The 15,512-nt window shown below is 36.1% G+C and carries 11 protein-coding genes; 6 read left to right on the forward strand and 5 right to left on the reverse strand.

Annotated features, from left to right (window positions below; genetic code table 11):
• The first annotated feature begins 99 nt into the window (after positions 1 to 99).
• The 4 genes from pntA to pntB all read left to right on the forward strand — a co-directional run bounded on the left by pntA (position 100) and on the right by pntB (position 3,863).
• Positions 100 to 1,692, forward strand: a complete 1,593-nt coding sequence (gene pntA, locus IQ215_RS00080) for a Re/Si-specific NAD(P)(+) transhydrogenase subunit alpha (RefSeq protein ID WP_193799288.1) — start codon at positions 100 to 102, stop codon at positions 1,690 to 1,692.
• 2 nt (positions 1,693 to 1,694) lie between these two features.
• A complete protein-coding gene (locus tag IQ215_RS00085; protein WP_193799289.1) occupies positions 1,695 to 2,006 on the forward strand; it encodes a nucleotidyltransferase family protein in 312 nt (103 codons plus the stop codon).
• A complete protein-coding gene (locus IQ215_RS00090; RefSeq protein ID WP_193799290.1) occupies positions 2,003 to 2,350 on the forward strand; it encodes a HepT-like ribonuclease domain-containing protein in 348 nt (115 codons plus the stop codon). Before IQ215_RS00085 ends, IQ215_RS00090 begins: the two co-directional genes overlap by 4 nt.
• A gap of 82 nt (positions 2,351 to 2,432) precedes the next feature.
• A complete protein-coding gene (pntB, locus tag IQ215_RS00095) occupies positions 2,433 to 3,863 on the forward strand; it encodes a Re/Si-specific NAD(P)(+) transhydrogenase subunit beta (protein WP_193799291.1) in 1,431 nt (476 codons plus the stop codon).
• Between the two features lie 132 nt (positions 3,864 to 3,995).
• Here the strand turns inward: pntB and IQ215_RS00100 are convergent, their stop codons facing one another.
• A complete protein-coding gene (locus IQ215_RS00100; RefSeq protein WP_193799455.1) occupies positions 3,996 to 5,531 on the reverse strand; it encodes a hypothetical protein in 1,536 nt (511 codons plus the stop codon).
• Positions 5,532 to 5,583: 52 nt separating this feature from the next.
• On the reverse strand, positions 5,584 to 6,858 hold the full coding sequence (locus IQ215_RS00105; protein WP_193799292.1) for an ABC transporter ATP-binding protein: 1,275 nt from the start codon (positions 6,856 to 6,858) through the stop codon (positions 5,584 to 5,586).
• A 292-nt stretch (positions 6,859 to 7,150) separates the two neighbouring features.
• Here IQ215_RS00105 and IQ215_RS00110 point away from each other — a divergent pair, with 292 nt between their 5' ends.
• Together IQ215_RS00110 and IQ215_RS00115 are read left to right on the forward strand one after the other, a co-directional pair.
• A complete protein-coding gene (locus tag IQ215_RS00110; protein WP_193799293.1) occupies positions 7,151 to 8,524 on the forward strand; it encodes an iron uptake porin in 1,374 nt (457 codons plus the stop codon).
• A gap of 231 nt (positions 8,525 to 8,755) precedes the next feature.
• Positions 8,756 to 9,889: a transporter substrate-binding domain-containing protein gene (locus IQ215_RS00115; RefSeq protein ID WP_193799294.1), complete on the forward strand. Its 1,134-nt coding sequence runs from the start codon at positions 8,756 to 8,758 to the stop codon at positions 9,887 to 9,889.
• 589 nt (positions 9,890 to 10,478) lie between these two features.
• Here the strand turns inward: IQ215_RS00115 and IQ215_RS00120 are convergent.
• The 3 genes from IQ215_RS00120 to IQ215_RS00130 form a co-directional block, all read right to left on the reverse strand.
• Complete coding sequence (locus IQ215_RS00120) at positions 10,479 to 11,417, reverse strand: isoaspartyl peptidase/L-asparaginase (protein ID WP_193799295.1); 939 nt, start codon at positions 11,415 to 11,417, stop codon at positions 10,479 to 10,481.
• Positions 11,418 to 11,656: 239 nt separating this feature from the next.
• Entirely contained in the window at positions 11,657 to 12,841 is a 1,185-nt protein-coding gene (dnaN, locus tag IQ215_RS00125; RefSeq protein ID WP_193799296.1) for a DNA polymerase III subunit beta, read from the reverse strand.
• Positions 12,842 to 12,944: 103 nt separating this feature from the next.
• Entirely contained in the window at positions 12,945 to 15,422 is a 2,478-nt protein-coding gene (locus tag IQ215_RS00130; RefSeq protein WP_193799297.1) for an exonuclease domain-containing protein, read from the reverse strand.
• Positions 15,423 to 15,512: the final 90 nt, after the last annotated feature.

Raw genomic sequence — 15,512 nt, forward strand, 5'->3', positions numbered from 1 at the left:
TAACCTAATCCCTTGAGATTCCTAAGATAAGTTTAAATTCACCGCCAAAATGGAAAAACTGCCATAAGATGCAAATTAACGACTTATTTGGGAGTACACATGACAGCAACATTAGTAAAAGACAAAGAAGTTGAGAATAAAAAAACTTCTTTGAAGATAGCCATTCCCAGAGAAATTTATCCGAATGAATGTCGAGTTTCAGCCACTCCCGACACTGTCCAGAAATTGCAAAAACTCGGTTTTGAAGTGTTAGTAGAAACAGGGGCAGGGGAAAGAGCCAATTTTGATGATCGCCTTTATACCTCTGTAGGGTGTAAAATCATTGAAAATAGGGAACAACTGTGGCAAGAGGGAGATATAATCCTCAAAGTACGTCCTCCCGAAGCCCAAGAAGTAGAATTATTAACCGAAGATAAAACCCTTATTAGCTTCATTTACCCTGCCCAAAATCCCGATTTACTGGCACAACTGGCGCAGAAAAAAGCCACCGTATTCGCCATGGATGCAGTGCCACGCATTAGCAGGGCGCAGAAATTAGATGCCCTTTCTAGTATGGCAAACATCGCTGGTTATCGTGCCGTCATCGAAGCCGCCAACAATTTCGGTAGATTTTTCACTGGGCAAATCACCGCCGCCGGAAAAGTTCCCCCCGCCAAAGTATTGGTAATTGGTGCAGGGGTAGCAGGGTTAGCCGCCATTGGGGCCGCCAAAAGCCTTGGGGCAATAGTTCGGGCGTTTGATACTCGCTTGGTGGTAAAAGAGCAAATCGAAAGCCTTGGGGGAGAATTTTTGGAGCTAGAATTTGCCGAGGATGGCTCTGGGGAAGGGGGTTACGCCAAAACCATGAGCAAGGAATTTATTGATGCGGAAATGGCTTTATTTGCCGAACAAGCGGAGGAAGTGGATATAATTATTACCACCGCCCTTATTCCAGGGAAACCTGCCCCCAAGTTGATTACCGAGGAAATGGTTAAAACCATGCGCCAAGGTTCGGTAATTGTGGATTTGGCTGCCGGGCAGGGTGGAAATTGTGAGGTGACAAAACCCGATGAGGTGTATCAATATCATGGGGTAACCATTGTCGGTTTAACGGATTTACCTAGTCGCATGGCGAGTCAATCTAGCCAATTATATGGCACTAATTTATGGCATTTGCTCAAGGATATGGGAGGTAACGATCAATTTACCGTTAACCTTGAGGATGAAGTTATTAGGGGGGCATTGGTTACCCATCAAGGGGATGTTACTTTTCCTCCTCCAAAAATTGCCCAACCTTCCCCTACCACCCCTGTTAAACCCGAAACTAAAGTTGTGTCTTCTGCTGAAAAGCAATCGAAAAAGGGGATTAGTGGTTTAGTGTGGTTGATATTGGGAATTGCCTCTTTAATTGGTATTGGTATTGGGGCGCCAACGTCTTTCCTATCCCATTTTACTGTGTTTATTTTGGCTTGTTTTGTGGGTTGGCAGGTGATTTGGAATGTTGTCCCTGCTTTACATACTCCTTTGATGAGTGTTACTAATGCCATCAGTGGCATCATTATCATCGGTGGTATGTTGCAAATTTCTGGAGATATTTCTTCTCCTACTACCATTCTAGGGGCGATCGCCATTTTGGTGGGTACGATTAATATTTGTGGCGGATTTTTAGTGACTCAAAGAATGCTCAAAATGTTTCAACGAATTGACAATTGATAATGGTTCATTCAACAGAGAAATTAACTCATTTACAGGCAAAAATTAGGGAAATAAAAAAGGAAATAGGAGATAAATATCAAATTGAAGAACTAGGTTTATTTGGCTCTTATGTAAGGGGAGAAGAAACAGAAGACAGTGATATTGATATTCTCGTTAAGTTCCATTCTGATCATAATATTGGTTTGTTTAAATATTGTGAGTTACAAAATTTGTTGAGTGAAAAACTGGGTAAAAAAGTAGATTTAGTCATGAAAGATTCTCTTAAATCCTACATCGGTAAATATATTTTGGATGAGGTTATTTATCTATGAAAAGAGAATTAAAAGATTATATACTTGATATTCTCAATGCCATAAATAGTATTGAAATGTTTACCAAGGGGTATGATTTTAATTCTTTTAGTAGGGATGAAAAGACTAAATTTGCCGTAATATATGCTATCCAAATTATTGGCGAAGCTAGTAACAAAATACCTGTAGATTTACAAAATAAGTATCCTCAAATTCCTTGGAAAAATGTTAGGGGAATGCGTAATTTAATTGTCCATGAATATTTTGGGGTTAATTTGCTAGTTATTTGGAACACCATTAAGAATGATTTACCTTCTTTAAAGCCAGTTATAGAAGATATGCTTACAGATTTGCTTAATGGGTAAAAATTTTGATTATCACTAGGGAGTAATGAATGGCTAAAGCCATTACTACAAACTACTATTACACAAAATACATTGTAAAAATATGAACTCGAATTTAATCACAGTTGCCTATATTGGCGCCAGCGCTTTGTTTATCCTCAGCCTAGCGGGATTATCCCGACAAGAAACCGCCAGAAAAGGTAATATATATGGTATCGCTGGAATGGCGATCGCATTTATTGCTACTGCATTCAGCCAACAGGTAAGCAACTATAGCCTTTTAATTGGCGCTATCATTCCCGCCGTCATCATCGGTGCAGTATTAGCTTCACGGGTAGCCATGACATCCATGCCTGAATTAGTGGCAATCCTCCATAGTTTTGTGGGTTTAGCCGCTGTATTGGTAGGTATCGGCAACTATCTACAACCCGAAACAGGGTTACTCCCTGCCGAAGAATTTATCCATCAAATCGAAATCTATGTAGGGGTATTCATCGGCGCCGTCACCTTCACAGGCTCAATTATCGCCTTTGGTAAATTACGCGCCATCATTAGCTCAAAACCCCTTATGTTACCAGCCCGACACTTTCTCAATTTAGGTATGTTAGGGGCTACGGTTTACCTTGGTTATAACTTCCTGAATACAGAAACAGGATTACAACCCCTCCTCATCATGACTGGGATTGCTTGTTTATTGGGTATTCACCTTGTGGCAGGAATTGGGGGCGCAGATATGCCCGTAGTTATTTCCATGCTCAACAGTTATTCTGGATGGGCAGCCGCTGCGGCAGGTTTTATGCTCAATAATGACTTGTTAATTATCACAGGGGCTTTGGTGGGTAGTAGTGGCGCCATCCTCAGTTACATTATGTGTAAAGCCATGAATCGCTCATTCATTAGTGTGATTCTCGGTGGTTTTGGGGAAGGTAGCAACAAAAACACTGCCTCTGGTGAAAAACAAGAGGTAGGAGAAGCGGTAGCCACCAACATCGATGAAGTGGCTGATATGTTAGTAGAAGCCAAAAGCGTCATTATCACCCCCGGCTATGGTATGGCTGTTGCCCAAGCCCAGCATGGGGTTTCGGAAATTACTAAGATTTTGAAAAGTCGTAAGGTAAATGTGCGTTTTGGTATTCATCCCGTGGCAGGGCGTTTACCCGGGCATATGAATGTATTATTAGCAGAAGCAAATGTACCCTATGACATGGTTTTGGAAATGGATGAAATTAACGAGGATTTTCCCCAAACTGATTTGGTATTAGTGATTGGGGCTAATGATACTGTTAATCCTAGCGCATTGGAAGACCCTCAAAGTGCGATCGCAGGTATGCCCGTATTAGAAGTCTGGAAAGCCCAAAATTGCGTAGTTATGAAACGGAGTTTAGCCACAGGTTACGCAGGGGTCGATAATCCTTTATTCTATAAAGAAAATACTAAAATGCTCTTTGGTGATGCCAAAATTAACGTTGATTCTCTTTTGGTTGCCTTACGGGAAAAAACTGCCAAAAAAGGAAAGGTTTTAGTTTCTGCATAAAAAATGTGCGATCGCCTTTTAAACTTTTACCATTGTGACAAAAGTGATACCTCCATGGACATAAACTTTTATATGGGAAGGTTTTATGGATTGTAGTATGGGCGATCGCCTCTTTGACTAGATGGATGCTATTTATGGACTCCATTGGGGTTTAAAACCTGCAATGGGTAATTCTTGGAGAGATGCTTGGGGAGATTCAGGGCTAGGTAGATTTAATATCCAAAGACGACTATCTAGGATTAATTCTGCTGAGTCGCTGAATAATTCTTGGGCGGGCATATTTTCAATGGGGGTGTTTTCTCTTAGGTTACTTTCGGTAACGAGTTGATCAAATAAAATTCCTGAACCATCGGGAGATATACTTATTTTGATGTCTTGATAATGGGGAAGGGCAAGAAGGGGTATCACTTTTTGGGATTCGATGTCGATGCCGACAAAGTAGGGCTTTTCTTGAAATTGATTTTCAGTTTCCATTAATTCGGTAAGGAGACAGAAAAGGTTATTTCCATTGGGGGAAAATTTACAGTCAACAATTGAGCCTTCGATGGTGACTAATTCTTTCTCTAGTCCTTGATTATTAACGTAAAATAGTGAGCGGGTATAGCGTAAATCAGGGTTATCGGTGTTAAAGTTTACCATGGCTGCCCCTGTGCCGTCTCTGGTGAAGGTTAATACTTGTCCATATTGAGGAAGAAAGTTAAGGGAGTCGTTTTCTTGTTCTTGTTCTTGTTTTTGTAGTGGTATGATGGAAATTCCTTCTCCTTGGGCAATGGCGATCGCACTTTTGTCGGGGGTTATGATGAAGTTGCCACCATCGGCATTGAGTGCTTGGGGAATTTTACCTTCTTCTATTTTCCATAAATCAAAGTCGGTGGGATCATCTTTGCGTATTCGTTGCACAATAATAATATCTCCATTTTCCCCTGCTAAGTCAAAACGATTGTTTAGGTATTCGTCTTGCCCGAGAATGGTTTTTAGTTGCCCTGGAATTTTGGTTGTACTATCATTGGATAATCCTGTAGTTACTTCATAGATGGATAAATCTCTTACCCCTTCTTGATTAGTTTCTTTCTCGGAGGCAGAAAAAATTATTTTTTCGGTGTTAGGGCTAAATTTAAAGTCGCTAACCACTAGATTTGCAGGGGTTAGGATTGTTTGGTTTTCTTTGGTGGTATTGTTGAGTATCAATCTTCCTGCTTCTTCCCCTTGACTACCTACATAGGCAAAGGCTTTGTCTCTACTCTGAAATTGTCCGATAAAAGGTTCTATTTCTGCTCCTAATTCTTCTTTTCCTCTAAATTTTTCCCTCGCACTTTTGAGGGATAAACGATAATTTCTACCGTAGGGAATTACGTTATTTAAAGTATAGACTAATCTTTTTCCTGCCCAGCTAATTCTTCCGGGTAGGGGGGGTTCAATTTCTAAATTATCTTCTACACTTTCTTGAGATACAGGACGATCAAAGTCTAAAATAAAGGCGTTATCATTGGCATTTACAGTGCGATCGCCCCAGGAAAACTTTTCTACATGGGGATTGGTTCTAAATAAACAAACATCATTAGGACATAAACGACTACCGATGATTAAGATCGAGATAATTATGGTACAAATAATTATAGTAAATAAACATATTTTATCAATGGTTTCTTGGTAAGTAATCTTTTTCATTTTCATGGACAAATACTGTTTAAATTGAGTTATTTTTATCTCATTATTATTGCTATTTTAAATAGATATTTTTACCTTGATAAGCATCAAAAAAACTGACTTTATCTAGGTTGATTCCTAAGTTAATTTTATCGCCGATATTAAATAAATTATCACCAAATATTCTTACTTGTAAGGTTTGATTAGAATCATTATTTAATAATACCTTTAAAAGAGTTTCATTGCCTAAGGATTCAATTAAATTGATGGTGCAAGATAAAGAAGATTCCCCAGGGTTTGAAATATAAAAATGTTCTGGTCTAATGCCTACATCTATTTTTTCATAATTATAATTACTGAGAATATCTAACCATTTTTGAGTTAAAATAAACTTAAAACATTCATGGACAATCATTGATTTTTCCTTAATAAAATCCACCTCCAAAAAATTCATGGGAGGCGAACCAATAAACTGAGCAACAAACTTATTAGCAGGTTGACGATACACTTCTAGGGGGGTAGCTACCTGTTGAATTTCTCCATTATTCATGATAGCAATACGATCGCCCATAGTCATAGCCTCAGTTTGATCATGGGTAACATAAATAGTAGTTACCTGCAATTGCTTTTGTAGGGTAACAATCTGGCTGCGGGTTTCTGTCCTTAGTTTAGCATCCAAATTAGAAAGAGGCTCATCCATCAAAAAGGCTTGGGGATTTCGGGCAATGGCGCGCCCTAGGGCTACCCGTTGTTTTTGTCCCCCAGATAGTTGTTTTGGTAGTCTATCTAAAAGATGATCTATTTGCAATAATTGGGCTACCTCTAAAACTTTTGCTTGGATACTTTTTTCTTCATCACTGAGGAAACGAAAACGAGGGGGCAACACACGGCTAAGATTACCCAATATTTTTGGGGCAGAAAACTTTTTTTTATCAGGATTCATCCGCCTTAAACCAAAGGCAATATTATCATAAACTCGAAGATGGGGATAAAGGGCGTAATTTTGGAATACCATGGCAATATCCCTAGATTTTGGTGGTAAATTATTTACGGTGCGATCGCCTATAATGATTTTCCCCGCACTAATCTCCTCTAACCCAGCTATTAAACGTAATAGGGTACTTTTTCCACAACCAGAAGGCCCCACCAATACCATAAATTCCCCTTCTCTAATCTCTAAATTAATCCCCCTCAACACATTCGTATTACTTACCGATGGGATTTTCTTTTGTTCATCATTCGCAGGAATAGAAGTGGGAGCAATAACCCCTAGATTATCACCATTAGATAGTTTTGACCTAGAGCTAGAATAGCTCTTATAGAGATTGTCAATAATTACTTGTGCCAAAATGTATCATCTATCCAAAATAAGCATTCAAGCCAAAATTATAGCACGTCAACATTTAAGCTAACAATTAACCCCACATCATTCCCCATGGAAATAACAATTAGCGATTAACCCCCATATTTTTTTTAAATTGTGATTATTTATTATGCAAAAAGTGAGTTTTTTAATTATCTTATTTATTAACTTATTCTCCTTCCCTAGCAAAGCAAATCCCATAAATTTTTACCCACTAGAAACACTAGAAAATAATACAATTAACGATAACCTTCCTTTAGTAATTGAGTTAAAGGAGATGAAAAACAATCAGAATATAATAGATGCCATTAAATATCTTGATAATAAATATCACTGTTTAGAAAACAACTTCATCGATACCCCGACAAAAAAAAGTTACCATAATGATATTACAAACAAAATAAATTATTGTCTAAAGCAACTAAAAAACGCCCCTAAGCAACTAATTTTAGAAGATATAAATATAATAAAACAACTGGAAAAAATATATTATTATGACCTAAAAACCTTAGAAAATAGCACAAAAAACCTAGAAAATATAAGTGATCAATTAACAAAAACAGCATTTTCAAACACCGCAAAACTAGAAGGAGAAATTATATTTGCCCTAGCCCAAGTACAAGGTAATCATCAAGTAGAAAATAGAGAACAATCAATCCCCGAAAACCTAACCCTTAGCCATCGTACTAGGTTAGAATTTATAAATAGTTTTAACGGCTCAGATGAACTAAGAATTCGTTTTCAATCCCGCAATGTTCCAGAATTTGAAGACATAACAGGAACATCTATGGCTAATTTAGGCTTTGATGGTAATAGCGATGGCAATATTGAATTAAGCCGTCTTGATTATGAAACCAACCTCGGTGAACATAGCGAAATTTACTTTAACATTGTAGGGGGAGGCTTAGGAGACTATCTCGATAATATTAATGGGGATTTTAGCGGTAGTGGAGATGGTGCGATTTCTTTATTTGCTCGAGAAAATCCTATCCGACGACAAGGGGGCGCACCCGGCATTGGGCTTAGTCATCAACTTAATGATAATATTCTTCTACAATGGGGTTATGTTGCACCAGAAGCCGATGATTTGGATGTGGGAATTTTTCAGAGTCCTTACGGTTTAGCTTTACAGGGGATGGTTGAATTTTCCAATGATTTTCGCTTCAGTTTAACCTATATACGTTCATTTAATGCGGTTAACACGGGAACAAGTAGTAGTTTAGCAGCCAACCCTTTTAATGGTGATTCTAGGGCGATTATGGCTGATTCCTGGGGCGCTGAAATATCATGGGATTTATCTTCCCAGACAACTTTTGGAGCGAGAGTGGGTTATATTAATGCTCAAGCTCAGGATTTAGAAAGACAACCCGAAGCACAGTTACTAACATGGGCAATGTTATTGGCGCTAAAAGATTTAGGAAAAGAAGGTAATTTATTAGGATTTGTATGGGGGCAACCTTTGAGGGTGATAGGAAATAATTATGGATTAGTGGAGGATAATGGCTCATGGCATTTAGAAGTTTTTTATCGTCTTAAAATTAATGATCATATTGCCATCACTCCTGGTTTTTTTATGATTATAAATCCTGAAAATAATCTTGATAATGCCCCTATATTGGTATCTACTGTTCGTACTACTTTCACTTTTTAAGTTTATCTTTAATTATTTACTGATGTTACTTAAAATTATTTATTTCTTTTCACTAACAATCATATTTTTTTGTTTATTATTATTTTTAGAAAAATTGGCGGATTATTGGTCTAGTAGATTAAGATAAGAATAAATGCTATTAAGAAATAAATCACTTTATAAATTTTCATTAATCAAGTTTTAAAATATTAATTGTATAATAAAAGCGAAATATGACATTTTTCTTAAATCATGTTTGTTCCCACAAAAATTAATGTTCTCCATTTTGTTAAACAAAATTCATGGATTAAAATTATCATTTTTAGTGTAATTATCATCTTCTTAAAACCTGTATCTGCCCAAGAAAATACTAATACTCTAAGGGTATCAACTCGCCCTTTTCCTCCTTTTGTATTTGAGGATAATAATGGTAAATATTCTGGCTTTAGTATTGAGTTATGGGATGAGATTGCTAATAGTATGGGTGTTGAATATGAATTATATTCAGAAGATAATGTGGAGGAATTATTAAATTCGGTGGTTGAGGGTAGGGCTGATGTGTCGGTAGCGGGAATTTCTATGACATCGGAGAGGGAGCAAATTATCGATTTTTCTCATCCTTTTTTCGATTCAGGATTAAATATACTGGTATCTGGTGAGCCTTTGTCGCCTTTGCGCATGGTTATTAACTATATTTTCGTACCGAGTATTTGGATTACGGTGGGAATTTTGTGTTTATTTACCATTTTTGCGGCTCATATAATGTGGTTTTTTGAAAGAAAGGAAAATGATGAGATGTTTCCCCGTCGATATTTGCGGGGTATTTGGGAATCTTTTTGGTGGTCTGTGGTAACCTTAGTTACAGTGGGTTATGGGGATAAGACTCCTACTACTGCGGGGGGAAGAATCGTTGCAACTATTTGGATGTTTGCAGGAATATTGTTAATTTCTTATTTTACTGCTTCGATTAGTTCTTCGATGACGGTCGATCGCCTCGATACCCAAATCAGGGGCTACAATGATTTAAGGGGACGTTCTGTGGGTACTGTAGCGGGTAGTACATCGGTAGATTTTTTAAATAATTTATCGGCTAACGTGGTGGTGTTTGAGAATATTGAGAGGGCTTATGAGGCTTTAAAAAATGATGATATTGAGGCGGTGGTTTATGATGAACCTGTTTTATTATATTTGATGAATCGACAAGAAAATTATAATCATAGTAGTAAGATTATTGGTAATACTTTTGATACTCAAAGTTATGCCATTGTCTTACCTAGGGGTAGTAGTTATCGTAATGAGATTAATCGAGCTATTTTAAGTTTGCGCGAAGATGGTACTTATGATCAAATTTATGAACGTTGGTTTGGTAGCAATAATGAGTTTTAAATATTGAGGGCGTTTGCTATTACCCCAAGTTCGGATAATTAATTTGTTATAAACGGATTGTATTTTAGCCCACCGTGTAATGAATTACCCCAAGTTCGGATAATTGGTTGTAAACGGATTGCATCTTAGCCCACCGTGTAATGAATTACCCCAAGTTTGGATAATTAGTTATAAACGGATTGCATCTTAGCCCACCGTGTAATGAGTTACCCCAAGTTCGGATAATTAGTTATAAACGGATTGTATTTTAGCCCACCGTGTAATGAGTTACCCCAAGTTCGGATAATTGGTTGTAAACGGATTGTATTTTAGCCCACCGTGTAATGAGTTACCCCAAGTTCGGATAATTGGTTATAAACGGATTGCATCTTAGCCCACCGTGTAATGAGTTACCCCAAGTTCGGATAATTTGTTATAAACGGATTGCATCTTAGCCCACCGTGTAATGAATTACACGGCTAACGGTAGTTCGTTCAATAAATTGAACTAAGATATATTTGGATTCACGAATTTATCATAAATTATTATCATCCTCACCCTTCATCTACCTTACTCCCATCACCTGAAACCTCACTCTAATTTTTTGTAACTAAATAGTATCAACCAAGGTATGGTCATTCCATTCAAGGCTATCGTTAATGGTATTACCATCATGGTAAGCGGCTAATAATATTTCGCTAGTTTTACCCCATGCTATTTTACCATCACGACTAAGGGCGATCGCCCCTAAATCCCGCTTATTGACCTTAGCTTCTTCCATAGATTTAGCCATAGCATCATATAATGACATACCATCAGAGGTACGAATAACCACCTTCGCCGCCAAACACTCATCAATAATATCTTCCCCAATACCTGTACAACTAACCCCAGCTACTCCATTGGCATAATTTCCCGCAGGCATAGCCGAATCACTTACCCTGCCCACATATTCCAAACCCTTACCCCCCGTAGAAGTACCAGCACTCACCCTGCCCATGGCATCAAGGGCAACCACCCCAATCGTACCCCGTCTGGCATTATCACCCTCTGCTACAACCCCAGCCATTTTACTGCTAAAGTTACCTTTTCTCTCCTCAATCCATTCTTGTAACCTTAAATCTGTGAGGGGATCATAAATGGGCAATCCCAACTCCCGTAACAGTTGTGCACTACCATAATCAGATAAAATCCGATCTTCTTTATCTTGTAATGTTTTTGCTAAATCAATGGGGTTTTTCACCCTAGAAACATTAATAACGCCACTGAAGCGCTGGGCATCACCATCCATCAAAGAGGCACTCATGCGAATTTGCCCATCTGATTGTAACACAGAACCCGTTCCAGCATTAAAACGGGGATTATTTTCTAGTAATTGACAACCTAAAATAACGGCTTCATTGGCACTTTTTCCCGCCAAAAGTAATTGATAAACTTCCTTAACAATATCCTGTAAAGATTCTCTAACCGCTGTTAAGCCTCCTTTTCCTTTTAAAGAACTACCAGCGCCGCCATGAATAATTAATTTAGGAATGTTTTGATTAGACATTTTTATTTCTTTATATATTGCTATTTACAAAAAATTTTAGCATATTTATGTACATAAAACCTTAACAAAAAAACAAATTTTATTAAAAATAAATGCTAATATTAACCATGAATTAACTATGTAGTAATTGCATTACTAATCTTTTAATTATTTCTCCTGTGATAACTGATAATTTATTGATTATTAATAAAGAAGATGATAAGGATAAAAAATAGGTGGGCATTACCCACCAACAAAAATTATAGCTTGACAGGCATAATTAAATAAGTCATTTGTAAACCACTAAGGGGAGTCACAATTACTGGTTGAATAGCGCCGTTAAAATGAAAAGTGATTTCGTTAGAAGATAACGCTTTTAAACCATCCATTAAATAACGAATATTAAAGCCAATCTCAAAGTCATCCCCTGTTATTTCCGCTAAAATACTTTCTTTTGCGTTTCCTAATTCGTTGGCTTCCACTGATAAAAATAGTTGTCCTTTTTGACTATCTAGGCTAAACTTGACCATATTATTTTTTTGGTCTAATAATACTGATACCCTTTCTAAACTTTCAATAATTCTCTTTCTTTCTACTACCATGGTGCGATCGAAAGAAGTGGGAATTAACTGATTATAATTAGGATAAGCCCCATCAAGTTTACGACTGGTTAAATTTTGCTCTCCTAACTCAAAAACTACCTGCCCATCATCCACATAAAGGGCAACATTATCTTCCTCCTTCGCCATGGTTAAAATTTTCTCCACTTCACGTAATGCACGGGCAGGAATTGTCATGGTAAAATTTTGTTCTTCACTAACAGAAATATCATCATGGGTGGTTTCCTCTTCTCCATCCTCCGATACTTCTTTATCATCAGTGGTTTTTACCACCGCCAAACGATGTCCATCAGTAGCCGCAAATTCGAGGGTATCAAGGTTACGGGTGAGATGTATTCCCGTTAAAATTTGTTTGGCTTCATCATTACTCGCAGCAAATAAAGAGCCTTTTAAACCCTCACTCAAAGCAGTTACAGGCAACATTAAGGCTTCTTCCTTCTCCACCGCTGGTAAATCGGGAAACTCCGAAGCTGATACCCCCCGAAGCTGAAATTTTCCGTACATTGACTCGATCGCAACCAGGGGATTATCATCAGTATCATCACCATCAAAACTAACTATAATTTCTCCTTCTGGTAAACGACTGACTATATCATTAAACAACTTAGCAGGAATAGTAATACAACCTTCTTCTTCCACTTGGGCGGCGAAACTGGTGCGCATTCCCAAACTCAAATCAAACCCTGTAAGGGTAACGGTATTTTTTTCACTATCAGCCATTAATAACACATTAGCTAAAATGGGATGGGTTGGACGACTAGGCACAGCACGACTAACTAAAGAAAGGTTATTTCTTAATTCGCTTTGAGAACAAATAATTTTCACGGTTTTCTATATTTGATAAGAATATATATAATGGGTTAGCAACCAACCTTATAGATGGTTAGTTTTTTTGCACAGACTCAATATTTTAACTCAGATTTTCAGTTTAATTTTTGATTATTTTTTTCAGGAATACGGTTATTAAGGAATCTTCTTCCAAAATTTCAGGTAAAAGCATTAAAGATTTTTCTAAATCTAATTCTAAATCTTTCTCTTGAATTTGAATAATTAGTTGATAAACCAGTTCAAAATTGACACGAGTTATTTCATCGAGGATAATAAATTTACCATTTTTCGTATTGTTTATCTTTTCAATTTCCATCTTCCCCACTCTGCCTTTTATTGGAGGCTCTTGTTTATCCCTAAATAATAGAAAATAACTTTTAGGATTAGAAATAATCAATTCATTAAAGTTACGTAATCTAGTGGTAAATGATGAACCTCCTACGTGTAAAAAACCGACAACTAATTCATCATTATCACTAATAGAAAGATGTTCAGGTAATTTTTTGTTGCCTAATCTTAGTTGATTTATTTCTATATCTTTATAGTATTGAGTAATGGTTTCTACTATAGTATTTAGTTTACCAAAATCATCGGAGTCTGTAATAATTTGCGGTAATTGATATTCCTTAATAATGTTATCTTTTATGGGTTGTAAAGATTGAATTAATCTATCCTTAAATAAAATATTATTTTCCTTGTTCTCTTTTTCATCAATAACTAGATCAGGAAAAATATCTGGTAAAGAAATTCCCTCTTGCTCATCATTTTTTACCTTTAAAAAGCTACTGGTTAAATGCGCTATTTGTTGTAAAATGTTTTCTAGTTGTTGAACCCTTGTTTCTAAATTTTTAGGATTATCAATAATAGTAGTTTGTGTGGGTGGTAAGGGTACATTTTCAGCCTTATAACGGTAATAATCAGATGCCCGATTAATAATACTTCTAATAGATGATTGTGATAAAATGTCTTTTAATTCTTCTTCTGTCAAAAAATCGGTAATTGATAATCCGACTACTTGACTTTTGAGGTTTAGAATTTCTTCGATTTGTGATTGTGCAGGGCGAGAAAGGGTAATACAGTTTTGAGATAGTCTATCCAACACTGAATCATCAAAATAGTCTTTAAACTGTTGCCAACGGTCAGGAAAAAGGTTTAAGATAACTAAACTATTGGGTACGTGGGTTAAAATTTCTTTGATGGCTAAACCGAAATTTTCTAATATTTTTTGATTTTGTTTTAATCCTAACCCCTCTAGTTGATCAAATACTATTATTAATGGTTCATCGAGGGTTGATAATTTACCAAAAACAGCGATCGCATCCAGGGCAAATTCTTCCCTGCTTAAATCATCATTCCAATTTTTTAAACCTATTTGATTAGCTTCTTCGTCACTTAATTCTTTCCCTGATAACCAACGTCTAATTATATCTTTAAAATCGGAACGACTATAGCGACAAAACTTGATCATTCCTTTTAAAATTTCTAAACCATAACCACCAATTGAAAAGTTTTTTGACCACCAATTAATAATATTGCGTTCAATAAAATCCCAGTTATTTTGATATTTTTTAGTATCTTCTTTGCCTAATACTTCGTAAATATTTAAACTATCATCACGGAAATTATCAATAACTTTTTTACCATTAATACTATTAGCTACTTTATCAATTTTAGATAAAATAGTGACAAAACTATGGGCGATTAAAAGTTCTAATTGCGTTCTTTTGGTGCCATCAACTTTTTCATTAAATGATTCTAAAATACGATTATAAGTATGATAAAAAATTGACTCTGAATTATTGGGTTGTCTGATAAATAAAACACGATTTCTAATTAATAATTCCTTAGCAATCCTCATAATTAAATGAGTTTTACCTGTTCCTGCTTCGCCGATAATTACAGCGCCCTTACTTTGATTATTACTATCTTTTTTTACTTCCTGTAAAATCGATTTTAGACTTTCATATTCTGTTTGATAAACTTGTTTAAAATCTAAATGAACTTGAAAAGGATTATCTACTCTACTGCTAGTAAAAGGATTAGGATAATTACTTAATTCTGTGTTAGAAATAATTTTTTTATTCATCTTTTCCATACTAAGTAAATGTAAGTATAATTGATGGGTAAATTTTGCATCATATGCCGCACTATGGGCAAAATTATTGTTAAATAGGCGTTGGTTTAGTTTCAGCCGTAGTTGCTTACTAATGTATTCTAGGGAATATTTTGGAAAGTGAGGGTAGTATTTTTTTGTTAGTTGTAGGGTACAAACAAAATTACAGGGAGGAAATTTCTTTTTAACATATTTGAAACTATCTTTTAATATTCTTTTATCATGGTTAACATGATGACATATAATAGTTTTTTTGAATAAGAATTTACTTAAGTCATTAATGATTTGAGGGAGAGATTTACGTTTAATTCTTTGTGATTCATTGTTATAATGTCCATCCACAAAGGCTTCGTAAACTAATCGTCCTTGCCCATCTATAATAGCAATTTCTCTCAGTAATTGTTGTCCCTCGGTATCTATGACTATGAATTCGGGGCGATCGCCTTTAAAACTATTAAATAACAAGAATTTATAACTCTAAAAGTAACTGCTAAAAACCAATAAAAAAAGAGATAATTTTATTTATAAAATAGTAACAATAGAAGTATTTTATCT

This window comes from Cyanobacterium stanieri LEGE 03274 (genome assembly GCF_015207825.1).
GTDB classification, from domain to species: Bacteria; Cyanobacteriota; Cyanobacteriia; order Cyanobacteriales; family Cyanobacteriaceae; genus Cyanobacterium; species Cyanobacterium stanieri_B.